This window comes from Aestuariimicrobium sp. p3-SID1156, from assembly GCF_025144225.1.
Classification (GTDB): Bacteria; Actinomycetota; Actinomycetes; order Propionibacteriales; family Propionibacteriaceae; genus Aestuariimicrobium.
The window spans coordinates 84,114-106,432 of the sequence record NZ_JALXXB010000008.1 but is presented as its reverse complement, the minus strand read 5'-3'; the positions used below and the strand labels follow the sequence as shown (position 1 = coordinate 106,432).

The window sequence follows — 22,319 nt, the reverse complement described above, 5'->3', positions numbered from 1 at the left end:
AGCGCATGGCGCGGCTCCACCCCAACCAGACCCCCAAGGAGCGACGTCGCGCGGCGGCCGCCGCCCGCCGCGAACAGCGCGAGGGTGCCTGGGAACGCCAGCAGTCCTCCCCGGAGCGCGCCCTGATGCGTGACTACGTCGATTCGCGCTGGACCGTCACCGAGTTCGTGCTGCCGGTGATGCTGGTCTTCATGGCCTTCAGCTTCGCCTTCCCGCGCCAGGCCACTGTGCAGATGGTCATCATGATCGCGATGCTGGTGCTGCTGGCTGCCTGGCTGCTCAACACCACCCTGTTCTGGCGTGGGTACAAGCGTGAGGCCCACGAGCGCGTCAAGAACCCCAACTTCCGCGGCGTGCTGATGGAGATGAACTCCCGCATGATGAGCATCCGCCGCTTCCGCAACCCTGCCCCGCGCGTCCAGCGTGGCGAGTCCTATTGAGCTCCAGCGACAGGAGAACTGAGATGGCCTGGTACTGGGACGCCGAACTCGGCGCCGGCGCCGATGTCACTCCCGACGACCTGACCGGCGCCGGCATCGGCCAGCGCTTCGAGGATCAGGCCGCCGCCGAGGCGTGGCTGACCGAGAACTACTTGAAGCTGACCGACCTGGGCGTCGACCAGGTCTCACTGTACGAGGAGGATCGGCTCGTCTATGGGCCGATGTCACTGGCCGCCGAGTGATGGCTTCGCCCCGGTTCGGGACGCACTGACTGCGCGTGTCGCCGGGTTCTCCACAGCCGACACGCCGAAGCTGTGGACAACCACCCCCTCCCGCGGCCAGGAAGGCGGGTTTTCGTTGACGTTCCGCCCTTCTCCAAGGTGTGGAAAGACGTGGACGGCCTGTGGACAACTACGGTGAACAGCGCGTTGGCTAGCCGGGTTGACATCCTGCTCGACCCCGTCCACGGGCTCCGACCACCGGCCCGCCCCGGGGCCGTTCCGTGCCCCTGCTGCGGTTTGCCCGTCCCGGCACGGGTGACTGAGCCGAGGATCAGTGCCGGGCGAGGAGGCGTTCTTCCTCCGCGCTGACCGGTGGGCGTCCCGAACGCCACAGCATCAGGGCACCGAAGCCGGCGATCACCAGTCCGGACCCGATCACCGTCGGCTGGGACTGGCGCATCGCGTGGCGCCGCTGCTCATAGCTCTGCGTCTGGGTGGTGGTCAGGTCGGTGAACGAACTTTTGGTGCACACGTCGCCAGGCTGCATCTCGACGCCGCGGCAGGTGACCTTGCCGGTGGTCAACCAGACCACGCCGAAGAGCGCAATCCCCAGCCCCAGGACGATGATGGCCATGTGCAGACCGCGCTGCCAGGGGCGCGCGTGGTGCTCGGACATGGCGTTCTCCTTGGGGACGATCGGGCTCCGTCGAGGGTAACGCACCGGGCCGGGCGGCTCCGAACTCGTTCGATCTGGGTGCGTCTCGACCATCTCGGTCAAGCGGTGAAAGCTCGGCGAGGCCATGGATCCTGCCTCGGTCTTGTGCTCATGCCTCCACAGTGCAGTCGGGTTCACGCGCCGGGACGGGCAGACGGCACACCGCGCAGTCCCGGCGTCCACTCATCGGGATCTGGCTGTCGGAGAGATGAACAGCCGGTCACTTTTCAATAACGAAGCCAGAACTTGTCCACAGATTGTGCATCAGCTCTCGAAATTGACCCTTCCGGTGGCATATGTAATGCTCGTGAGCCAGAACAACGGAGTGTGGCCGTCAACCCCAGCGACGCCGCCCGCAGCGAACCCCCAGCCGATGCGCGCACCTGCCGCGAGTCTGCGCGGACGCCGGAGTCCGCGACTGATCGTCCTGGGGCTGCTGTGTGCTGTTCTGGGCTCGCTGGGCATCTCGATGGCCTTCTCGCAGTTGAACGACACCGCCAGCGTCGTGGCGATGAGCCGCACGGTTGCTCGCGGCGAGACGGTGAGCCAGGCCGATCTCACCGTCATCACGATCGGCGCGGTTCCGGGGATCAAGACCATTCCGTCCACGGACCTGTCCGCTCTGGTGGGCCAGACTGCCCTTGTCGACCTTCCGGCGAACAGCCTCGTGGGCCCGGGAATGGTGGGGCAGGCCGCAGTACCCACCGGTACATCGCTGCTGGGGCTCAAGCTCGAGGCGGGCCGACTCCCAGTCGCCGCACTACCGCCCGGCACCAGGGTCCTCCTGGTGGAGGTGGACGCCCCCGGGGCCCGCGGAGCCGCGGCGGCCGCCGCTCAGAATGCCGCTGGCAACGAGACACCGGGACAAGCCGCGCGAACCTATCCCGCCACGGTGACTACTGCCCCTGTCGCTTTGCCCGACGGGGCCAGTTGGGTGATGGACATCAACTTGAAGGACGCGCAAGCAGCAGAGGTCGCAGCTCTGGCGGCGTCCGGTCGTCTCGTCGTGGTTCGGACCAACTGATGGCTGTGATCATGCTCTGCTCGGCAACCGGCGCCCCGGGCACCACGACGACGGCACTGGGACTGGCTCTGCAGTGGCCACGGCCCGTCCTCCTGGCCGACTGCGACCGCGATGCGCCCATGGCCATCTCCACCGGCTTCCTCGGTGGACGCCATGGGGTCGGCGGAATGATGGGCCTGCTCCACAGCGTGCGTCGCCAGGGTTCCATCAGGGAGCAGGTCCTGGAGCATGCTGAACAGCTCGACGCGACTGGTCGGGTCCGGATCCTCACAGGATTCACCCAACCCGGAGCGGCAGGGATCTTCACGGGATGGGCGGCGCTTGCCGAGGAGTTCCACCACCTTCCCGACCGTGACGTGATCATCGACATGGGCCGCTGCGGCCCGGAGGGACCGCCACTCGACCTGGTGCGCAGCACCGACCGCCTCCTGATGACGACCCGTTCGAGCCTCCGATCGCTCGCAGGTCTGGGCGTCCACCTGCCCCAGATGAAGGATCGAGTCGAGAGCACCTCCGCCTCGTGCTCGATCGGGCTCGCCCTCGTGGGCTCCGGCCGGCCGTACTCGGCCGCAGAGATCTCCTCGCAGTTCTCGATCCCGGTGGACGTCCAGGTGGAATGGGCGCCGCTGGATGCTGCGGTGCTCAGCGATGCCGGCCCCCGGCCACGTCGCTTCGATCGAGGTGGCTTCGTGAGCAGCCTTGCACGATCAGCGCAACGACTTCATGATGCAGTCCACGACCGACTCGACGAACGCGACGATGTGGTCGGCGATGGGCGGTGGTCGGCATGAGGCGCGCACTTCCCATCCCTGCACCGCTCCCCCAGGAGTTGGACACCCAGCAGGCACTCAGTCAGGCACTGGCCCGTCTGGACGCCCCTCCCCTGCCGTCCCGGGCCGAGATCTCCGGTGAGTCGCGCAGAGCGCGTCGGGAGACCGACGCCGACCCGACTCCGACCCCACCCGCATCCCCAGTCACTGATCCGACAGAGGGAGCCGGCCGCGTTGACTGGGCCGAGGTCGTGATCATGCGTCGTCGGGCCGCTGAACACATGACCGAGGCATTCACCTCCCGTGAGGCAGAGCACCGGCGTCCCCTCAGCCCCGAGGACCGTCACATGCTGGGGCGCAGCGTCATCGCGCAGGTCGTCCGTCATCGAGCTGAGGAGTTGGCGACCGCAGGCCATCAGCTGTGGGATGCCTCCGACGAGAGCGCCTACCGCGTGGCCGTGGACTCGGCCATCTTCGGTTACGGACGGCTGCAACCGCTTTTCGACATCGAGGAAGCCGAGAACATCGAGATCCACGGCTGGGACTCTGTCATGGTCCAATACACCACCGGCGAAAGAGTGCAGCACGCCCCGGTCGCTGACAGCGACGAGGAACTCGTCGAGGCGATTCGGTTCCTGGGTGAAACGGCATCGCCTCCACGCCCCTTCGACGATGCGCATCCGATGATGACCATCGCCCTGGGCAATCGGTTTCGCCTGCACGCCATCGGCTTCGGACTGAGCTACCGCCCATCCATCACGATCCGCCAGCACCGTCTCACCGAGGTCAGCCTGACCGACCTGGTTGCGGCCGGCATGTTCCCCGGCGAACTCGCCGACGTCCTGCGTGCTGGCGTCCTGGCCAGGAAGTCGATGGTCATCTCAGGAGACCAGGGCGCTGGCAAGACGACCCTGCTCCGCGCGCTGATCGACGCCATTCCCGAGACCGAACGCTTCGGGACCCTGGAGACTGACTACGAACTCCTGACCCACTTGCAACCCCGGCGCCGCAACATGCTGGCTCTCCAGGCACGAGTGGGTCTGGGCGAGCAGGTGGATGGCCGCAGCCTGGGCGCCTGGACGGTCGCCGACCTCATCCCCGAGGCCCTGCGCCAGAACCTGACCCGCCTCGTCGTGGGTGAGGTCCGCGGAGAGGAGGCCGGAGCCCTCTTCCAGGCGATGCAGTCAGGCGCCGGCAGCCTCAGCACGACCCACTCCCATTCGGCAGCGTCCACCATCGATCGACTCGCCTCCCGCGTCGCGCAGGGCGGCGTGATCACGATGGATGAGGCCTTCCGTCAGATCGCCCACAACCTCCACTTCCTCATCCACGTCAAACTCGTCGATGACACGTGGCGCGGCGGCAAACGGCGTCGCTTCATCTCCGAAGTCAGGATCCTGACCGGTGGTATGGAGAGCGGCCGACCCACCACCCACCTCCTCTACCGGGCCGGAAGCGGCGGGGACCCCGAACTCTTCCATCCCACCCCTGAGGTGCTCGATGACCTGGCAGAGTTCATGCAACTACCCCGGGCGGACGTGCCGGACCTGCCGGTCGAGGTCGCCCGATGAGCGGCTCCCTGGTCCTCGCCTCGGGGTTGGCCACATGCCTCGGGGTTCTGCTCATTGTGTTGGGCCTGCAACCCACTACTTCTGGCAGAGTGCGCCACAGCGGCTCGTCCAGGACCCTTCGCACACGCTGGAAGGAACTGGGCAGGAGGTGGCAGACACTGGTGGGCGTTGCGCTGGCCGCAGGTGTCATCGTGTTCGCGGTGACGGGGTGGGTCGTGTTGCTCGCGCTTGTCCCGGCAGTGGTTCTGGGGCTCCCTTGGTTGCTCAGCTCTCCACCGCAGCACGACATCGCCCTGCTGCAGGCGCTCGACCAATGGGTTCGCCTGCTGGCCAGTTCCATCTCAACCGGGAAGTCGGTTCCGGACGCGATTCGCGCCACCCGGAAGCAGGCACCGGCAGTCATCTCGGACTCGGTCCAGTTGGCGGTGCGCCGCATGGAGGCCAGATGGTCCAGCACGGACGCGCTCCGTGGGCTGGCCGACGACCTCGATTCGCCGGACGCCGATGCAGTGATCGCCGCGCTCATCCTCGCCTCCCAGCGCGGCGGGGTCGGAGCCAGTGAGAGTTTGAAGGGGCTCGCCGAATCAACCCAGGACAGGCTGCGCGCGCTCCGCGAGGTCGAGGCCGAACGCGCCAAGCCACGCATCGTCGTCCGGCAGGTCACCACCATCACGCTGGTCGTCCTCGCAGTGGCACTCCTCCTGGGCCGCAGCTTCTTCGCCCCCTATGGGACGCCCTTGGGCCAGGTGATCCTGGCACTCCTGCTGCTGCTCTACGTGGGCGCGCTGGTGGTCCTGCGATTGCGCACCACTCCGCCTCGGCGTGAACGAATCCTGACGGGAGCTCGACCATGAGCGCCTCTCTCCCCGGGCTCCTCCCCTGGTGGAACCTGCTCCCCCTGCTGGGGGGTGGCATCCTCGTCGGCGGTCTCTTCCTGGTGCTCACAGGCCTCCGGCAGCGCCCGGTGCGACTCTCGGACGCCCTCGGCCGAGGCTCCGGCCCCCCTCGGAGCCTCGAGGTCACGACCGCCGCGCCCGAGGGTGCGGGCCTCATGGACCGAACAGGGAGCCTCCTGGCTCGCCGCTTCCCACAGGACGAACGCATTCTGACGATGCTGCACGTGCAGGCCCGCAGCGTCGGTGACTTCATGGCCGAGAAGTTGGTTCTTTCACTCATCGTGGGCCTGACCCCGGGGGTCGCGGCCTCACTCAGCTGGGCGATTGGTGCGCCCCTCGGTTCCTTCCCCGGGGCGCTGACGGTGTTGGGCCTGGTGATCGGGTGGTTCGTCCCCAACCTCAGGCTCCGTCGTGCTGGCGCCCTCGTACAGACGGCGGCCAACGAGGCGGTCTTCACCTACATCGACCTCGTGGTCCTCGAGAGACTCGCGAATCAGTCGTCCTCCCAGGCGCTCACGGGAGCCGCCGTCCTCTCGGACAACGTGCTCTTCAGGGAATTGCGCACTTCCCTCGAGCGGACCCGGCTGGAGCAGCGACCGGCCTGGCAGGCCCTGGAGGAGGTCGCCAACCGGCTGGAGGTGCCCGCGCTGCGTGACATCGCGGACGTGATGCGTCTGGATGAACAGGGCGCAGCGCTCGGAGACACCCTCCGGGCCCGTCTCAGGGAACTTCGTGACAGCCATCTGATGGCCCAGAAGATCGAGGCACAACGCGTCAGTGAGTCGCTGACGATCTGGATGGTCATCCCTGCGATGGTCTTCGGTCTGATCCTGCTGGCTCCCCCTTTGCTACGGATGCTGAGTTCCTAGCCTCCGTGAACGGACAACACCTTCGCCTGTCCGGACAACACCCTGCACACCACCCCTTCGAAAGGATCCATTCCATGAATCGCTTCTTCGCCTTCCTGTTGCTCACCTGGGTGACCTTGACCCTTCCCCCTCGCAAGGATGAGCGCGGCCTCTCCCAGTCCACGGAGAACGCCGTCCTGCTTGCAGGCGCTGCGGCCCTGGCCGCCACGGTCCTGGTCACCGTCGGTGCCTACGTGACCAAGAACCTGCCCAAGTGAGTAGAGGACTTCGCCGAGGCCACTGCGATCGTGGTCTGACCCAATCCATCCAGTGGGCCCTGTTGGCGCCTGTCATCATGCTCACGATCGTGGGTCTGGTGCAGGCGGCCGTGTGGTTGCAGGCCCGTCAGTGTGCGGGTCAGGCTGCGATCTCCGGGGCCGAGGCGGAGGCCCTCTTCCAGGCCCCCGCTGGGTCCGGCCGCACTGTGGCTGAGCAGATCGCCCAGCAGGGCGGGCTGGAGAACGTCCACGTGCGAGTGCACCGCACCGGCGGCATGGCCGTGGTGACTGTGACAGCATCGGCGAACACCTTCCTGAACTTCGGCCAGGGTCGTGTCAGCCGAACAGCCAGCATCCCGCTGGAGCGGCCGTGACTCCCGCCCGCCCATCGCGGGGGCTGAGCACAGCGGTGGAGGCCACCCTCGTCCTACCGGCGGTGGTCATCATCCTCTCCCTCATGGTGGCCGGCTTCCGCGTCTGGCAGACCCGCACGGATCTCCACCAGGTGGCGGGGGCGGCCGCGAGGGCGGGCAGCCTGGCGAGATCCGCGAGCTCGGCCGAACAGCAGATTCGTCAGGTCGTCCAGGCGAACCGCTCTGCCTGCCCCCACCCCCAGATCAGCAGCGAGTTGAGCGGATTCACCATCCCGGCCGGCCAACCGGCCTCCATCACGGTCACCCTCACGTGCCACATCCCGTTGGGCGACCTGATCGTCCCGGGGCTCCCCGGCCACCGAACCATCACCGTCACGGCGTCTGCCCCGCTGGACACCTACCGAGAGAGGCGACGATGAGAAATCTTGCCCGAGGACTGGGCTCGCTGCTGGTCCTGCTGCTCCTCGTCGTCGGTGTGCCCATCCTTCTTCTCCACGTGGGACGCATTGATCCGCACGTGCTGGGCCGCCTCCTCCAACCTGACGACGGGTCTTTGGTCTCGGTTGCAGCCACATTGGCTGGTTGGGTTCTCTGGCTCGCCCTCGTGGTCGAGATCCTCAGCGACCTGGTGCATCAGCTGACGCGTGGAGGCATCTCGTGGCGCCCTCGGGCGACCAGTTGGGTGCGACCAATGACGTCCGTCCTTGTCGCCGCCGTGCTCGCCATGTCCACGATGCGGGCGCACGCGATGGCCGCGCCACCAGCAGCGCCCCCCATCACGGCGACGCAGCTGGCTACGGCCGATCAACCGGCCCCCCACGCGGAGCCCACCGCGAGCACCGCAGGTCACGACGTACATCGGGTGGAGCCCGGCGAGGACCTCTGGAGCCTGGCCGATCGATATCTGGGTGACGGATCGCGGTGGCGCGAACTGGCCCAGCTCAATCCGAGTGCCACCCACCAGGCCCCGGCGGTGGGAAGTGCCATCCTGCTCCCCGCCGGAACGACACTGCCGCTGGACGACCCGGCTGGAGGCACCGTGGTCACGGTGAGGGCGGGAGACTCCCTCTGGGGCCTGGCCCAGAAGCATCTGGGAGACGGTGATCGCTGGCCGGAAATCGCCGCTGCGAACCAGGCTCTGGTGGACAACCCGCATGAGATCGAGATCGGCTGGCGACTTCTCATCCCCCACCCGGCGCCCGCGCCGCAGAGCCAGAACGCCGCGGAATCGCCGATGGTGCTCGAGGAGCAGACCGAACCTGCCCCGGGTTCTACACGCCCCGACGACGACCTGCCCAGCAGCCATTCCACCTCGGCGCCAGAGCCGACCCCCAACGCGCCTCCTGCAGGACCGGCCTCCACCGCGAGGGAACCGTCCCCCGAGTTGGCCGCGTCGCAGCTCGCGCGCGAGATCACTGGTCAGGTCGGTGCCGGCACGGCCGCCGCGATCCTGACGCTCCTGGCCCTTCGGCGGCGTCAACAGCAGATGGGCCGGCCAGTCGGTCGCAGAGTCCTCCACCCCGGGCACGAAGCGACGCAGTTCGAGACGGCGCTGGGTCATCTGGCGAACCCGGAGAGAGACCGGCCGGTGTCGTGCACCTCCGCAGTCGCCGGGGACATCGACGGGAATCCCTTCCTGCTCAACCTTGGCGCTGAACGGGTCACGAGTGTCCTTGGTGAGCGGGAGTGCACCAACGACTTCCTGGGGGGGCTGGTGACGTCCATGGTGTGTGCTGAGTGGTCCCAGTCCGTCCACTGCGTTGTCTCGGGTCCCTCACTTGCCTGGGTGAGCCAGTTGGACCACCCCTGCCTGACTGTCGCGGAATCCTCCCACGACGCAGTCTCACGGTGGGTCGAGACGGTTGAGCAGCGGCGCCAGTTCGAGTCCGCGCAAGATGACAGCGCACCCGAGGTGTACTTCTTCAGCGAGCACCTGACCTCCGCCGAGATGGACACGATCTCCTCACATCCACACCCGAAGATGTCGGCCGTCATCACGCAACGGTCATCCGCAGCCCTCCAAGTCGTAGAGGTGTCGACAACCGATGCGTCGGTACACGGGCGCGAGGTCTCCTTCACCCCGCAGCTGATCTCTGAGCCGGCCCGACGAGCCCTCATCCAGCTCAATGGTGCCGCGCTCGACACGAGGACCGAACCGGCGCCGTGGTGGCACCACCCCCCTGAAGGGATCGACGAGCCCACCCGGCTCGCTGCCAGAGAGCAAGTTGTCCTGCCCGCCGACGATGAGAAGGACTCCACGATGGACGAGTCACCGAAGCTGATGGTTCTGGGTCCCGTGGCGTTGCGGGGCGCTCGCGGCCCGGAACCGAGTCGAGCCGTGCGCCAATGTCTGGAGTACTGCGGCTGGATCCTGCAGAATCCGGGGCTGTCCTCTTCCGCCATGGTGCAGGCTCTCCTCATCGCCGAGACGACACGCCGTTCCAACATGAGCCGACTCCGCACGTGGCTCGGTGCCTCGGATGAGGGGTATCCCTACCTCCCCGAGGCCTACACCGGCCGGATCAGCCTCCACCCTTCGGTCAGCTGCGACTGGGAGGACTTCGAGTCCTTGGTATCCGGTGGGGCGAATCGGGCTTCCAGCCAGGCACTCGTCGATGCGCTCACCCTGGTCCGAGGGGCACCCCTGGCGGACGCGGCACCGGGACAATGGCACTGGGCCGAGGAGTGGCGCAGCGACATGGTGTCGGCCATCCGCGACGTCGGCGTGGAGCTGGGGCAACGCGCCCTTTCCCAGCAGGACCTGGACACAGCCCGATGGGCGGCCAACCGCGCGCTGAAGGCAGCCCCTGAGGACGAACTTCTGATGGGCATCAAGATCAAGGTCGCCCACCTCACCGGCGACCACGCCGAAGTCGATCGGCTACGGCTCCACCTGACCCGTCATGCGCGGCTGGTCGGTGTGGACCTTCTGGAGGAAACCGTCACCCTCCTCCAGGAAGTGGTGGAGGGGCAGGCACGCAGCCGACGCGCCTGACCGGTCGGCCCATGGCCCGAAGGCGGTGTCCCGTCGACTACCGCCCGAGTTTTCGCCGGGCCTGCAAGGATGGAAGCGTGTCTGATGTCATCGCCGAACGCTATGAACTCCTGGAGCGACTCGGGCGGGGCGGCATGGGTGAGGTGTGGAAGGCCCTCGACCTGACCCTGCGCCGCGAGGTCGCTGTGAAGCTGGTCGCCCTCACCGGGGAGGATCCGACCGTGCGCGCGCGCTTCGAGCGCGAGGCAGTCACCATGGCGGGTATCACCCACCCCAACGTCGCCACCATCTTTGATGCGGGCACTGATGAGCATGGGGAACGTGCCTATCTGGTCATGGAGCTGCTGGGCGGCGGCGACCTGCGCCAGCGCCTCCGGGACAACGGCCCGATGCCGTGGTCCGAAATCCGCCAGATCGGGTCCGGGGTGGCCGCCGGCTTGGCCGCGGCCCATGCCAATGGTGTGATCCATCGGGATGTGAAGCCGGCCAACATCATGTTCGAGGGCAACACCCCGAAGGTGCTCGACTTCGGTATCGCCCGCCTGTCCGAGGCTGCAGCCGACGGCCTGACGCAGACCTCGATGACCATCGGTACTGCGGCCTACATCTCCCCCGAGCAGGCCAAGGGCCAGAAGGTCACCCCCGCCAGCGATGCCTACGCGATGGGCTGCCTGCTCTACGCGATGGCCACCGGCACCCCGCCGTTCACCGCCGAGAACCAGATCGCCGTCGTCCGCGCCCAGGTCTATGACACTCCCCCGCGCCTGAGCGAGGTGCGGGCCGACACCCCGCACGACATCGACGACCTGGTTGCCCGCCTGCTCGCCAAGGATCACGATGATCGGCCCGACCTGAACCAGGTCGCGGCCGTCCTAGACGGTGCCCAACTGTCGACGGTCCCGGCCGCAGTCCTGCCCGAGGACGTGACCACCCGCCTCATCCCTCCCGTGGCTGCAGGTGCCAGCGTCGCCCCGACCACCCCGCACGTGGAGGACAACGTCCTGGTGCCCCCGGTCTCCCCCGAGGAGGATGACCGCCGCAAGAACCTCGCCGCGCCCATCATCATGACGCTGATGGCGCTGGTCATCGCGGTGGGCGCCTACTTCGCCATCGCACAGCCCTTCGGCGACAAGAAGCCCCAGCGTGGGGTCACCGGGAACCCGACACCGTCGGTCACCCACGAAAGCACCACCGCTCCCCCCAGCACACCGCCGCCTTCCAGCACCCCCCAGGCGACACCGACCGCCTCAGCGACCCCGTCGCCGTCACAGACACCGACACCGACACCGACACCGACGCCCTCGCCGACCGCCACCGTGACCAAGACAGAGACCGCCACCCCGACGCCGTCGCCGGAGAGCACACCGCCCAGCAGCCCGCCAGCGACCACCCAGACGATGGCCTCCAGCGTCCCGCCGACCGAACCCAGCAATACCGACAACGCCACCAGCGCAAACCAGGCGGTGAGTTCCAGCATCGTCGCCGTCGCCGACCCCACGGCGTCCAACGACCTGCTCAAGGAATGGGAGTCGGTGATGGCCGCCCAGCAGCAGGGCAACACCGCCCAGCGTGACAACTCCTTCAACAATCTGAAGAAGATGATCGACGACCGGGAGAAGTCCGGGCAGATCACCAAGGACGAGGCTGAGAAGATCCGCGAGGCCCTCGACGAGGCCGACGACTACTTCTGATCCTGCCTGGACGCCACGCTCAGAGCGTGGCCAGCGACTTGTTCGTGACCCCAGTCGGGTAGTGGCGCCTCATCCCCACCTTGCGCTCCAGGTCACCGATGACTGCCTCGGCAAAGTTCTCCTCATAGAGCTTCTGGCTGATGCCCAGGCCCCCGGGGCTGAAAACGTTGACCTCCATCAGCTTGTCGCCGACGATGTCCAGGCCGACCAGGAACATGCCGTCGTCCACCAGCTTGGGCCGCACGATGTCGGCGATCTCCAGCATCGTGTCGGTGACCTTCGCCTCGACCACGGAACCGCCCGCCGACACATTGGAACGCATGTCGGAGGTGTCATTGCGGCGACGGAAGGCCGCGTACTTGCCATTGACCTTCAGCGGCTCGCCGTTCATCAGCCACATCCTCACGTCGCCCTCGGCGGCCTCGGGCAGGTACTCCTGCGCGACGACGTAGCCATCGCGGGCGATGGCCTCGATGATCTGGTTGAGGTTGGGGGCCTCCTCCTTGGTGACCAGGAAGACCCCGGCCCCGCCCGATCCCTGCAGCGGCTTGAGCACCGCCCGCCCACCGAGGTCCTTGACGAACTCCTGGAGCCGCTCCTGGTCGCGTGAGATCAGTGTCTTGGGGCGCACGGCTTCGGGGAAGTGCTGGAAGTAGGCCTTGGAGAGCGCGTGCGCCAGGCTGGTGGGGTCGTTGACGACCAGCACCCCACCGGCGACCATCAGGCGTCCGAAGGCGACGCCGGCATTGTTGGCCCAGGGCTGGTCGGTCGCGTCTACCGCCGGGTCGGAGCGCAGCATCACGACGTCGAAGTCGTGGATGTTGATGATCTCGTCACGCTCGGGACGCTGCACGTCGGCCAGGAAGCGCTCCAGGGAGCGATAGCTCTTGCCCCCACAGGTGCGACCGTGGGCGGCGACCGAGCCGTCGGTCTCGTAGGTGAAGTCGCCGATGCCCATCAGGTAGGCCTCGTGGCCCATGGAGTGGGCCTGCATGGCGAGCCGGGTGGTGGTGTAGCCGGCGTCCTCGGTGTGAACGTCGTTGACGACGAATCCGATCCTCATTCGTGGGGTCCTTCCTGGAAGATGTCGATCAACGATTCAGCATGTGCCGCGCGCTGGATGCGCGGTTCGGCCTCGGGGTCCGAGAGGTAGTGGGGGCACACCCGCGGCTCGTGGAGAATGCCACGATTCCACAGGTCCTCCACCAGCGGAAGGTCGTGCAGGCTGAACTTGCCCAGCCACATCAGGTCCAGACGTCCGCCGGCCGCGACGTGGTCGAGGATGTCGGTCAGACCGCGAAGGTAGACCGCGTCCTTGGTGAAACCGCCGGAGCGGAAAACGCGCATGGTGGTGGTGAAGGCCGACACCCCGCTGAACCCGGCCTTGGTGAGCGCGTGGAAGCAGTCGTCGAAACTGGCCCCCTCCACCAGCCGGTGCACAGTGACCACGCGCGCGGCCAGGGTGCGCAGCCGGGGTGCCGTCAAGCCACCACAGGCGATCTCGGCGAGCACCGCCAGGCCTTCCTGGGTCTCGTCGTAGCCGGCCAGTCCAGCGCCCATCACCTTCAGCGGCTGGGCGGCACCATTGGCGCGGGTAACCAGATGGGTGCCGACCTCGTGCTGGATGAGCGCGTTCGCACGTCGGGTCTCCACATGCGTGGTCGGGGGCACCAGCAGCGTGTCGCCCTGCACCATGACACCGGCGGCGTCCTCGGTGATCTCGGCGTGCATCGCAAGGCTCGAGTCCAGTCCGCGATAGTGGTCGACCTCGGCCTGGGCCAGGGCCAGGAACTCCTCCGCATCGACCTGGTCGATGGATTCGGGCTTGTCAGGCACCCAGTCGAGCAGCTTCTCGGCGCGCTCACGCAGCCGGGGCGAGATGTTGCCGAACAGCTCGATCGACAGCGGCAGGAAGTCCTCGGTGTCGCGAGCGCGCAACATGTCGACCTGCAGCTCGAGCTCGCGGTGCTTGCTGCTGAGCAGCTGGCGGACCATCGGGTCCTCGACCGTGCTGACGTCGATCCCCTTGAGCTGCTCCTCCACCACGTCCGGGTCGACAGCCAACTCGGGGTACTCGAAGACCGGAGCGATGCCCTCGTTGAGGTAGGCCCGCCGGGCCTCCGCCGAGTTGATCGGTGTCAAGGAGGTCAAGAACTCAAAGCTCGTCGAGATCTGGGCGATCTGGTGGTCGATCGCCAGGTCCGACGCAGAAAGCGGGACGCTCCCCCGGGCCGGCTGCTGGGGTGCCGGCTGCTGGGGTGCCTCTTGCTGGGGAGCCGGTTGCTGGGAGGCCTGGCCACGGTCGGCAGACGTGTTCCCTCCGGCGGCGTCGGCGGGCAGGGGCGCTGGCCCCTCCACGTGAATGCCCTCGATGGGCTCCTCCACCAGTTCGGGACTCATCCGAGGCCGCCGCGCAGAACCGGCACCAGCGCCTCGGCCGTGCGTCCCAAACTGTCGGCGAGCTGACCGATGACCTCGGGATGGGGCTGGCCGGTCCACTCGTCCATGTAGATCTTCTTGAACTCAATGGCGAGCGCGCAGCCGGTGTCCGGGTAGCGCTCATGCACCCACCGACACATCTCGGCACCCTGGAACTTCACGTTCTCGCGCACGTCAAGCGGACGCCCATCGACCATGCCCTCCGCCATGGTCGACAGGAAGGTGTCGACCACCGGCGCCCACTTCTTCCGATCCATCGATCCGGTGCCCAGGTTGATGTCGGGGTTGTCGGCCTGCGGCTCGGGCTCGGCCTCGGGTCCGTGGCGGCGGTGGTTGTAGCTGTGGACGTCGAACAGCACGAAGGGGCCGCGTGCGGCGATCTCGTCCAGGCGCGCGGCCAGTTCCTGGTAGAACTCCTGCCGCTGCCCCAGGGAGACCTCAGCGATTGCGGGGTCCAGGGCGTCCGCATGCCAGACCTTCATGCCCCAGGACTGCTCAGGCGTCGCATACACCGCGTCGGCCGGGCCGCGGTTGAGGTCGACCTCGAAACGGGAACGGTGCACCACCACCCGGTCAGCGATCCGGGCGCTCAACTCGTCGGTGAACGGGTCCTCCTCGCGGAACCGGTCGTCCTCGGGCAGCACCATCGCCTGCGCCACCTCGGGCCGCAGGTCGTGACCAGTGTGGATCGCAGTGGCGACCACCTGCCCCTGCCAGCGGCCGTGGAAGGTCCATGCTGTGCTCAGGTCCATGCGTCCCACGGTATCGGCGCAGCCCATGGCGGCACCGGACTATGGACCATTCCGTCCGACCCGACCCACGACCACGGGCCAGGATCAGCTGCCTGACAGAGTGTGAGTGCGCTCCGGGGCAGGTTCGGGCCTATCGTTGTCACGCACCACCTCAACCGAAGGACACACATGGGCTGGACCGAAGCGATCATCCTGGGCATCCTGCAGGGCCTCACCGAGTTCCTGCCGATCAGCTCCAGCGCACACCTGCTGATCGCCGGTCAGCTCTTCTTCGACGGGGACGCCGGCTCGGCCTTCACCGCGGTGACCCAGCTCGGCACCGAGACCGCAGTCATCCTGTACTTCGCCAAGGACATCGGTCGCATCCTCAAACACTGGTGGCTCTCGCTGTTCGGCAAGATCGACCGCAGCGACCCGGACGCCCGGATGGGCTGGCTCATCATCCTCGGTTCGCTCCCGATCGGCGTGCTGGGCGTGCTGTTCAAGGACCAGATCGACCATGGCCTGCGCAACCTGTGGATCACCGTCACGATGCTGGCCGGTGTCGCGATCATCATCTGGCTGGCCGACCGCCACGCCGCGAACCGCAAGAATCTCGACCAGCTCACCGTCAAGGACGGCCTGCTCTACGGACTCGCCCAGGCTGCAGCTCTGATCCCCGGTGTTTCCCGTAGTGGCGGCACCATCGCCGCTGGTTTGGCGATGGGCTACAAGCGTGAAGCGGCTGCCCGGTACGCCTTCCTGCTGGCAATCCCGGCGGTGTTCATGTCGGGGCTGTTCAAGCTCAAGGACGTCCCCGGCGACCCGCGCCTGGCCTGGGGCCCGCTGATCGTGGCCACCATCATCGCCTTCGCCATCGGCCTGGCGGTGATCCACTGGCTGCTGAAGTACATCAGCACCCACGACTTCAAGCCCTTCGTCATCTACCGCCTGATCCTGGCCGCCGTGGTGGCGCTGCTGCTGATCACCGGGCAACTGGACGCGGTCCAGGCCGTTAGTTAGCCACGGAATAGTGAGGGTGCTCGAAAAGAGATCCAGCCCACTCCCGAGGTCGGGGCGGGCTGAACGATTGCCTCAAGCCTAGCCCCTGCCAAGACGCCGTCCTAGAGTGGTCCGCATCACCCGCACCCCGTGGAGGTCACCGATGACGCGCGAACCCGGCAGTCCGCTCCCCACCAACTCCAAGGCGCTCGTGGACGCCGCGAATGAGCAGGTCGAGACCGTTCCGCTCGAGCGGGCCGTGGAGCTGCTTGACGACCCTAACTGGCTCTTCGTTGACCTGCGCGACCCGCGCGAACTGGCCAAGCTCGGCACCATCCCCGGCGCCTATCGCGCCCCCCGCGGGATGCTCGAATTCTGGGTCGACCCCGAGTCCCCCTACTACAAGGACGCCCTGGACGATGGCCGTCGCCTGCTCCTCTACTGCGGTTCCGGCTGGCGTTCGGCCCTGTCGGCCAAGGCCCTGAAAGACATGGGCCGCGACGACGTTGCCCATCTGGAGGGCGGCTTCACCGCGTGGAGCAAGGCGGGCAACCCCGTCGAGGAGCTGCCCGCCAAGGACTGATGACTCAGAGCACGACCCCCGCACGCGTGCAGTGGAAGGCGCCGTTCACGGTCACGGCGAACTGCTTGCGCGTGTCTCCTTCTCTGTGAGCGGTGCCATGCCGATCCTTCCCTCCCATCAGATGGGTCCGGGACGCCTGGGGCGGGTGCGTGCGTTGCTTCCTGCGCAGGGCTGCTCTCCCGTGTCGGACATCCCCGCGCCCGTGCGAAACTCTCCGATCGGCGCCTCCGGGCGTCCCCCATCGCCCCCCTGCGCGCTCGCCCGAAAGATATGCCCCTGCCCGCGATATGTCGCAAGCAGGGGCATATTTCCCGGGCAAACCGGTGAAGGCCGGGGTGCGGAGAAGGCCGGGGTGCGGAGAAGGCCGGGGTGCGGTGAAGGCCGGGGCGGTCAACAGTAGGGCACGTTGACGGCCAGGCCGCCCTCCGCGGTCTCCTTGTACTTCGAGGACATGTCCGCGCCGGTCGACTTCATCGTGGCGATGACCTGGTCCAGGCTGACCATGTAACCCTCCGGGTCCATCAGCGCCATCCGCGCAGCATTCACCGCGGTCACCGCGGCGATGGCGTTGCGCTCGATGCAGGGCACCTGCACCAATCCGCCGATGGGGTCACAGGTCATGCCCAGGTGGTGCTCCATGGCGATCTCGGCCGCCTTGGACACCTGGTCGGGGGACCCGCCCATCACCTGCGCCAGACCGGCGGCCGCCATGGACGCCGCCGAGCCGACCTCGCCCTGGCAGCCCACTTCGGCTCCGGAGATGGAGGCCTGCTGCTTGATCACCACACCCACCGCTCCAGCCGCCAGCAGGAAGTCGACGACGATGTCCGGGCGGGCAGCGCGCCCCCCCTGTCGGGCCCGGTCGGTGTAGTGGTTGGCGTAGAAGATGACCGCTGGGATCACACCGGCCGCACCATTGGTGGGGGCGGTGACGATGCGCCCACCGGAGGCGTTCTCCTCGTTGACTGCCAGCGCGACCAGGTTGACCCACTCCACCCACGACCAGATGTCGAACTCGGGGTCGGAGATGCTGAGTCGCTTGTGCCATTCCGGTGCGCGACGACGGGTCTTCAGGCCTCCGGGCAGACATCCGCTGCGCTTGAGGGAGTTGTTCTTGCACTCCTCCATGACCTGCCACAGGTGCAGAACCCCCTCGCGCACCTCCTCCTCGCTGCGTCCCTTCGCCTCATTGGCCATCATCACGCCGGCGACGTCGAGCCCGCTCTCCTGGCAACGTGCCAGCAGCTGGTCACCGTTGAAGAAGGGGTAGGGCACGTCGCGACCCTGCGGGGACGCCTCCGGCGAGGCGCCGCCCGAGTTCTCTGCAGTCGCTGGGTCCCCCGCAGCGTCCGACTTGCCTCCGGACGCATCCTCGTCGCCCTCGTGGACCACGAAGCCACCACCGATGGAAAAGGAGGTGAGCTCGTAGATCAGCTCATCGTTGGCGTCGAAGGCCTTGATGGTCATGCCATTGGGGTGGCGGGGCAGCTGGATCCTGGGCTGGAGGATCATGTCCTTGATCCCGTAGTCCAGCTGCGGCCCATCCCCACCCAGGATGAGCGGGCTGCCCTCGTCGAGCTCGGCCAGGCGCTTGTCGACGTGGTCGGGCAGCACGATCTCGGGGCGATTGCCCTCGAGGCCGAGCAGGACCGCACCGAAGGTTCCGTGGCCGCGTCCGGTGGCTGCCAGTGACCCGTAGAGGGTGACCTCGAGGCGCGCGGTGCGCTCGAGCCCACCCTGCTCGCGGAGCCGATCCACGAAGTCACAGGCGGCGGTCATCGGGCCGTTCGTGTGGGAGGAGGAGGGACCGATCCCCACACTGAACAGTTCGAACAGGCTGACGTCCATGAGTCGTTCCCTTCAGCAGATCAGCGGATGAGGGTGAAGAAGATGCCGGAGATCGCCACCAGGCCCATGACGATGACGAAGATGTTCGACAACTGCTTGCGGTAGGGCTCGAGCCTGGGGACCTTGTAGATGGCGTACATCGGCATCAGGTACAGGATCGCAGCAATGACCGGCCCGGACAACGACTCGATCAGGCCGAGGATGCTCGGGTTCAGGATCGCGGCCAGCCAGGTGGTCAGGAACAGGAAGGCGGTCACACCGGTCTTGACGGCCTTCCTGTTGGCGTGCGGGGCAATCGAGGCGACCACACCCTCGGCACCTTCGGCTGCCCCCAGGTAGTGGCCGAAGAAGGAGGACACGATGGCCACAATCGCCACGACCGGCCCCACGAAGGAGATGATCGGGGAGTCATTCACATTGGCCAGGTAGGAGAGCACAGTGATGTTCTCCTCACGAGCCTTGGCCAGGCCATCGTTGCCCAGGGTCAGCGCACAGGACCAGACGAACAACATCGTGAAGGTGACCAGGATCAAGGCGGTCCGCTTGAGCACCTTCGAGGCATTGCGCTCCGCGTCGGCACCATGGGCACGCTGCATGGCCAGCGAGAACTGCGAGATGGCCGGGGAGTGGTTGAAGGCGAAGACCAGCACCGGGATGATCAACCAGATGTACTTCAGCGTGGTGCCGAAGGAGTGTGCCTCGGTGAAGCTGCCCAGCTTCCACTGCGGGATCAGGTACAGCGAGACGGCGAAGAGCAGGAAGATCAGCGGGTAGACGATCGCTCCGGTGACCAGCAGCATCAGGCGCTCACCGAAGATCATGACCAGCATCATCAGCGTGATCAGCACCAGCGAGAGCAGCGCGCGGGGGATGTGGGGCCCGTGGAACTGGTTGACGATGAAACTGTCGACGGTGTTGGTGATCGAGACGCCGTAGATCAGCACGATCGGGTAGATCGCCAGGAAATACAGCGCGGTGATCAGGCCGCCGCCGACCTTGCCGAAGTAGTCCTTGGCGACCAGGGTGATGTCCTCGCCGGGGCGCGGGGACAGGCACACGAACCGCGACAGCGCACGGTGCGAGAAGTAGGTCATCGGCCCGATCAGGAGGGTGACCACGAGCAGCGGCCACAGGCCACCGGCACCCGCGTTGATCGGGAGGAAAAGGATGCCCGCCCCCACAGCGGTGCCGAACAGGCTGATCACCCAGCTGCGGTTGATCGCGGCCGGGGAACGAGTGTCCGTCATGCCGATGTTGTCGGGCTCGGCGGCCCCCGCGAGGGTGCCGACCGGGGTGGCGACATCCTTGCACTGTGTGTCGACTTCGGGTACGGCCGACTGCTTGTCCGCGTTGCTCATGACGTCCTTGTCTGTTGGGCCAACGTGATGTGTCTTGGCAGGACAGGTGGTCAACTGCCGGTTCGACGTTACCCTGCCGTGATCTGGTTACCGGGGGGACCCCGGCCTAATCGCGAGGCTGCCCCCCCTTGCTTGTGGCGGAATGGTCTCAGTGCCAGCGGGGGGCGATGACGCGGAAGCGCAGGCCAGTGCCGGGTCTGGCCTGGTAGAGCGCCGCCAGATCGGCCTCCCGCACCACCGCGATCACCGGGTAGCCGCCCGTGGTCGGGTGGTCCGGCCCGAACACGATCGGCTGTCCGGACGCCGGCACCTGCACCGACCCGGGCACCACACCCTCGCTCGGCAACTCGTGAGTCACCGCCCGCTCCAGCACCGGCCCTTCCAACCGGACGCCGACACGGTCGGCCTGGGGGGTGGTCTTCCACCGAGCGGTGGTCAGGTAGCGGATCGCCGTCGGGGCGAACCAGTCATCGCGTGGCCCCAGGGTCGCCATGAGCACCAGGTCACCGTGGGGATCGCCAATGGCGGCCACCAGCTCGCTGCCGACACCGGCCGCAATGGTGCGCTCCCCCGCCCCGACGGTCAGGACGTCTCCTGCCTTCAGCGGGGCCGGTCCGATGCCGGCCGTCGGACTCGACCCGGCGCTGCCCAGCACATGCGGGACCGAGACGCCGCCCCGGATGGCGAGGTAACTGCGCAGGGAGGCCGTCGGAGCCCCCAGCGTGAGCCGCTGGGCCGCTGGCACGACCACCGGCGCACCGAAGGCGACCGGCTTGCCGTGGACGGTCACCCCGAGCGGCGCTCCGGTCACGCAGACGACCGTGCTGTGGTCGAACTCGACCTCGAGCCCGCCGAGCAGCACCTCGACACCGGCCGCCTCACCCGGGTTGCCCACGGCACGGTTGGCCAGCGCCAGCGAGCGGTGGTCGGCGGCCCCTCCGCGCGGAACCCCCAGGGCAGCCTGCCCCGGGCGTCCCAGGTCCTGGACCAGGCTCAACCGACCCGCGGCGTGGACCTGCATCGTCGTCATCGGGTCCCCTCCGCTTCCACGTCGGCCCCCACCGGGGCGTCCACGGACACGAAACGGACCCGCTTGCCGGGGGCGAGCAGCGCCGGCTCCTGGCGGTCGGGGTCCCACATGGCGACCTCGGTGCGTCCGATCAGCTGCCACCCGCCGGGGGACGCCTTGGGGTAGACGCCGCTGAAGTCTCCCGCGAGGCCGACCGATCCCGGTGGGATGCGGGTGCGGGGGCTGGAACGGCGCGGAACCGACAGGTTGTGGTGCTCGCCGAGCAGGTAGCCGAAGCCAGGTGCGAAACCGCTGAACTCGACGGTCCAGACCTGGCCGGTGTGTCGCTCGACGACCTCGGCGGGGGTGATACCGAGCAGGGCGGCGACCTCCGCCAGATCCTCCCCGTCGTAGCTGACCGGAATGGTCACATTCTCCGCGGAGCCCTCGTCGGGTTCGGGCAGGCTGTGGATGTCGACCTCCCGCAGGGCATCGACCACGGCTTGCGGGTTGTCGGTCCTGAGCAACACGGTGCGGGTGGCCGGCACCTGCTCGATGATGAGACCCTCGGTGATGCCCGGCACCGCTGCGTGGCGCAGGGCGCTGTCCAGCCGGCGGCGTTCGGTGCCATCGTCCAGTTCGACGAGGACGCCGTTCTCCCCGCAGGGCAGCAGGATCACGTCCAGCTCACGAACGGGCGCAGGCAGACACCGGCCGCGTCCAACGCCTCGCGCACGGCGCGGGCCATCGCGACGGCATCGGGCGAATCCCCGTGGACGCAGACCGAGTCGGCGTCCATTTCGATCTCGCTGCCGTCGATGGCGGTGACGCGCTTCTCGATCACCATCGCGACGACGCGCTCGGCGATCTCGGCGGGGTTGTGGAGCACGGAGCCGGGCTGGCGCCGGCTGACCAGCGTCCCCTCGGCGGTGTAGGCGCGGTCGGCGAAGGCCTCCCGGTGGGTGGGCAGGCCCAGTTCGGCGGCCTTGTCGAGGACCTTGGCGCCGGGAAGGCCGAGGATGCCGATCGGCTCCGCCCGGCTGACCGCCGCCTGGCGACCGGCGGAGAAGTCGGCCACCGCCCGCGCCACGGCGTCCGCCTGGTCATCGTGGTGGACGATGGCGTTGTACAGAGCCCCATGCGGCTTCACGTAGGTGACCTTGCCGCCGACGGTGCGCGCGACTCCGTCGATGGCGGCCAGCTGGTAGAGGACGTCGCTGTACAACTCGTCGGCGGGGACGTCCATGAAGCGGCGGCCGAAACCCGCCAGGTCGCGGTAGCTCACGTGCGCCCCGATGGCGACCTTGTTCGCGACTGCCTCGGAGCAGGTGCGCTGCAGGGTCAGGGGGTCACCGGCGTGGAAGCCGCAGGCAATGTTCGCCGAGGTGATCAGCCCAAGCATCCCCGCATCGTCGCCCAGACTCCAGCGTCCGAAGGATTCCCCAAGATCAGCGTTCAGATCAACGACGGTCACCGAACAACGTTCCTCCCATGGCAGCGCCCTGTCAGAGCGGTGCACCCGAAGG

23 protein-coding genes are annotated in these 22,319 nt (G+C 67.6%); 14 read left to right on the top strand and 9 right to left on the bottom strand.

The window, feature by feature from the left end:
• On the top strand, positions 1–440 hold a 440-nt coding region (locus M3G03_RS09885; RefSeq protein WP_259809532.1), incomplete at its 5' end, for a DUF3043 domain-containing protein.
• 23 nt (positions 441–463) lie between these two features.
• Complete coding sequence (locus tag M3G03_RS09880) at positions 464–682, top strand: hypothetical protein (protein WP_259809531.1); 219 nt, start codon at positions 464–466, stop codon at positions 680–682.
• A 310-nt stretch (positions 683–992) separates the two neighbouring features.
• Here M3G03_RS09880 and M3G03_RS09875 read toward each other — a convergent pair whose 3' ends face one another.
• Entirely contained in the window at positions 993–1,337 is a 345-nt protein-coding gene (locus M3G03_RS09875) for a hypothetical protein (RefSeq protein ID WP_259809530.1), read from the bottom strand.
• 412 nt (positions 1,338–1,749) lie between these two features.
• Between M3G03_RS09875 and M3G03_RS09870 the strand changes: the two genes are divergently transcribed.
• From M3G03_RS09870 to M3G03_RS09825, 10 genes are all read left to right on the top strand, one after another.
• Positions 1,750–2,400 (top strand): SAF domain-containing protein, encoded by a 651-nt coding sequence (locus tag M3G03_RS09870; RefSeq protein WP_259809529.1) that lies wholly within the window; start codon positions 1,750–1,752, stop codon positions 2,398–2,400.
• Entirely contained in the window at positions 2,400–3,191 is a 792-nt protein-coding gene (locus M3G03_RS09865; protein WP_259809528.1) for a hypothetical protein, read from the top strand. Before M3G03_RS09870 ends, M3G03_RS09865 begins: the two co-directional genes overlap by 1 nt.
• On the top strand, positions 3,188–4,741 hold the full coding sequence (locus M3G03_RS09860) for a CpaF family protein (RefSeq protein WP_259809527.1): 1,554 nt from the start codon (positions 3,188–3,190) through the stop codon (positions 4,739–4,741). Before M3G03_RS09865 ends, M3G03_RS09860 begins: the two co-directional genes overlap by 4 nt.
• Positions 4,742–4,902: 161 nt before the next feature.
• Complete coding sequence (locus tag M3G03_RS09855; RefSeq protein ID WP_259809526.1) at positions 4,903–5,595, top strand: type II secretion system F family protein; 693 nt, start codon at positions 4,903–4,905, stop codon at positions 5,593–5,595.
• Positions 5,592–6,506: a hypothetical protein gene (locus M3G03_RS09850; RefSeq protein WP_259809525.1), complete on the top strand. Its 915-nt coding sequence runs from the start codon at positions 5,592–5,594 to the stop codon at positions 6,504–6,506. The genes M3G03_RS09855 and M3G03_RS09850 overlap by 4 nt, the downstream gene beginning before the upstream one ends.
• 74 nt (positions 6,507–6,580) lie before the next feature.
• Positions 6,581–6,763: a hypothetical protein gene (locus M3G03_RS09845; protein WP_259809524.1), complete on the top strand. Its 183-nt coding sequence runs from the start codon at positions 6,581–6,583 to the stop codon at positions 6,761–6,763.
• Positions 6,760–7,137 carry a TadE/TadG family type IV pilus assembly protein gene (locus M3G03_RS09840; protein ID WP_396121938.1) on the top strand — a complete coding sequence of 126 codons (378 nt, stop codon included), beginning with the start codon at positions 6,760–6,762 and terminating at the stop codon, positions 7,135–7,137. Before M3G03_RS09845 ends, M3G03_RS09840 begins: the two co-directional genes overlap by 4 nt.
• Positions 7,134–7,556 (top strand): TadE family protein, encoded by a 423-nt coding sequence (locus M3G03_RS09835; protein WP_259809522.1) that lies wholly within the window; start codon positions 7,134–7,136, stop codon positions 7,554–7,556. Before M3G03_RS09840 ends, M3G03_RS09835 begins: the two co-directional genes overlap by 4 nt.
• Positions 7,553–10,132, top strand: a complete 2,580-nt coding sequence (locus M3G03_RS09830) for a LysM peptidoglycan-binding domain-containing protein (protein WP_259809521.1) — start codon at positions 7,553–7,555, stop codon at positions 10,130–10,132. The genes M3G03_RS09835 and M3G03_RS09830 overlap by 4 nt, the downstream gene beginning before the upstream one ends.
• 77 nt (positions 10,133–10,209) lie before the next feature.
• Positions 10,210–11,823 carry a serine/threonine-protein kinase gene (locus tag M3G03_RS09825; RefSeq protein WP_259809520.1) on the top strand — a complete coding sequence of 538 codons (1,614 nt, stop codon included), beginning with the start codon at positions 10,210–10,212 and terminating at the stop codon, positions 11,821–11,823.
• A 19-nt stretch (positions 11,824–11,842) separates the two neighbouring features.
• On the opposite strand, the gene M3G03_RS09820 is transcribed toward M3G03_RS09825, so the two are convergent.
• From M3G03_RS09820 to M3G03_RS09810, 3 genes are read right to left on the bottom strand one after another with little or no spacing between them, the layout of a single operon-like run.
• Positions 11,843–12,886 (bottom strand): glutathione synthetase, encoded by a 1,044-nt coding sequence (locus M3G03_RS09820; protein ID WP_259809519.1) that lies wholly within the window; start codon positions 12,884–12,886, stop codon positions 11,843–11,845.
• Positions 12,883–14,223 carry a flavohemoglobin expression-modulating QEGLA motif protein gene (locus M3G03_RS09815; protein WP_259809518.1) on the bottom strand — a complete coding sequence of 447 codons (1,341 nt, stop codon included), beginning with the start codon at positions 14,221–14,223 and terminating at the stop codon, positions 12,883–12,885. The genes M3G03_RS09820 and M3G03_RS09815 overlap by 4 nt, the downstream gene beginning before the upstream one ends.
• Positions 14,220–15,014 (bottom strand): N-formylglutamate amidohydrolase, encoded by a 795-nt coding sequence (locus tag M3G03_RS09810; protein ID WP_259809517.1) that lies wholly within the window; start codon positions 15,012–15,014, stop codon positions 14,220–14,222. The genes M3G03_RS09815 and M3G03_RS09810 overlap by 4 nt, the downstream gene beginning before the upstream one ends.
• A 168-nt stretch (positions 15,015–15,182) precedes the next feature.
• Between M3G03_RS09810 and M3G03_RS09805 the strand changes: the two genes are divergently transcribed.
• A complete protein-coding gene (locus M3G03_RS09805) occupies positions 15,183–16,016 on the top strand; it encodes an undecaprenyl-diphosphate phosphatase (RefSeq protein WP_259809516.1) in 834 nt (277 codons plus the stop codon).
• A 142-nt stretch (positions 16,017–16,158) separates the two neighbouring features.
• Complete coding sequence (locus M3G03_RS09800; RefSeq protein WP_259809515.1) at positions 16,159–16,578, top strand: rhodanese-like domain-containing protein; 420 nt, start codon at positions 16,159–16,161, stop codon at positions 16,576–16,578.
• A gap of 390 nt (positions 16,579–16,968) precedes the next feature.
• On the opposite strand, the gene M3G03_RS09795 is transcribed toward M3G03_RS09800, so the two are convergent.
• From M3G03_RS09795 to M3G03_RS09775, 5 genes are all read right to left on the bottom strand, one after another.
• The gene (locus M3G03_RS09795; protein WP_259809514.1) at positions 16,969–18,426 is read right to left on the bottom strand and encodes an L-serine ammonia-lyase; all 1,458 of its coding nucleotides are present in this window, start codon (positions 18,424–18,426) and stop codon (positions 16,969–16,971) included.
• Positions 18,427–18,446: 20 nt separating this feature from the next.
• Entirely contained in the window at positions 18,447–19,784 is a 1,338-nt protein-coding gene (locus tag M3G03_RS09790; protein WP_259809513.1) for an aromatic amino acid transport family protein, read from the bottom strand.
• Positions 19,785–19,932: 148 nt separating this feature from the next.
• Positions 19,933–20,814, bottom strand: a complete 882-nt coding sequence (locus M3G03_RS09785; protein WP_259809512.1) for a biotin-dependent carboxyltransferase family protein — start codon at positions 20,812–20,814, stop codon at positions 19,933–19,935.
• Positions 20,811–21,473 carry an allophanate hydrolase subunit 1 gene (locus M3G03_RS09780; protein WP_259809511.1) on the bottom strand — a complete coding sequence of 221 codons (663 nt, stop codon included), beginning with the start codon at positions 21,471–21,473 and terminating at the stop codon, positions 20,811–20,813. Before M3G03_RS09780 ends, M3G03_RS09785 begins: the two co-directional genes overlap by 4 nt.
• Positions 21,470–22,267, bottom strand: coding sequence for a LamB/YcsF family protein (locus M3G03_RS09775; RefSeq protein WP_259809510.1), 798 nt, complete (start codon positions 22,265–22,267; stop codon positions 21,470–21,472). Before M3G03_RS09775 ends, M3G03_RS09780 begins: the two co-directional genes overlap by 4 nt.
• Positions 22,268–22,319 lie beyond the last annotated feature (52 nt).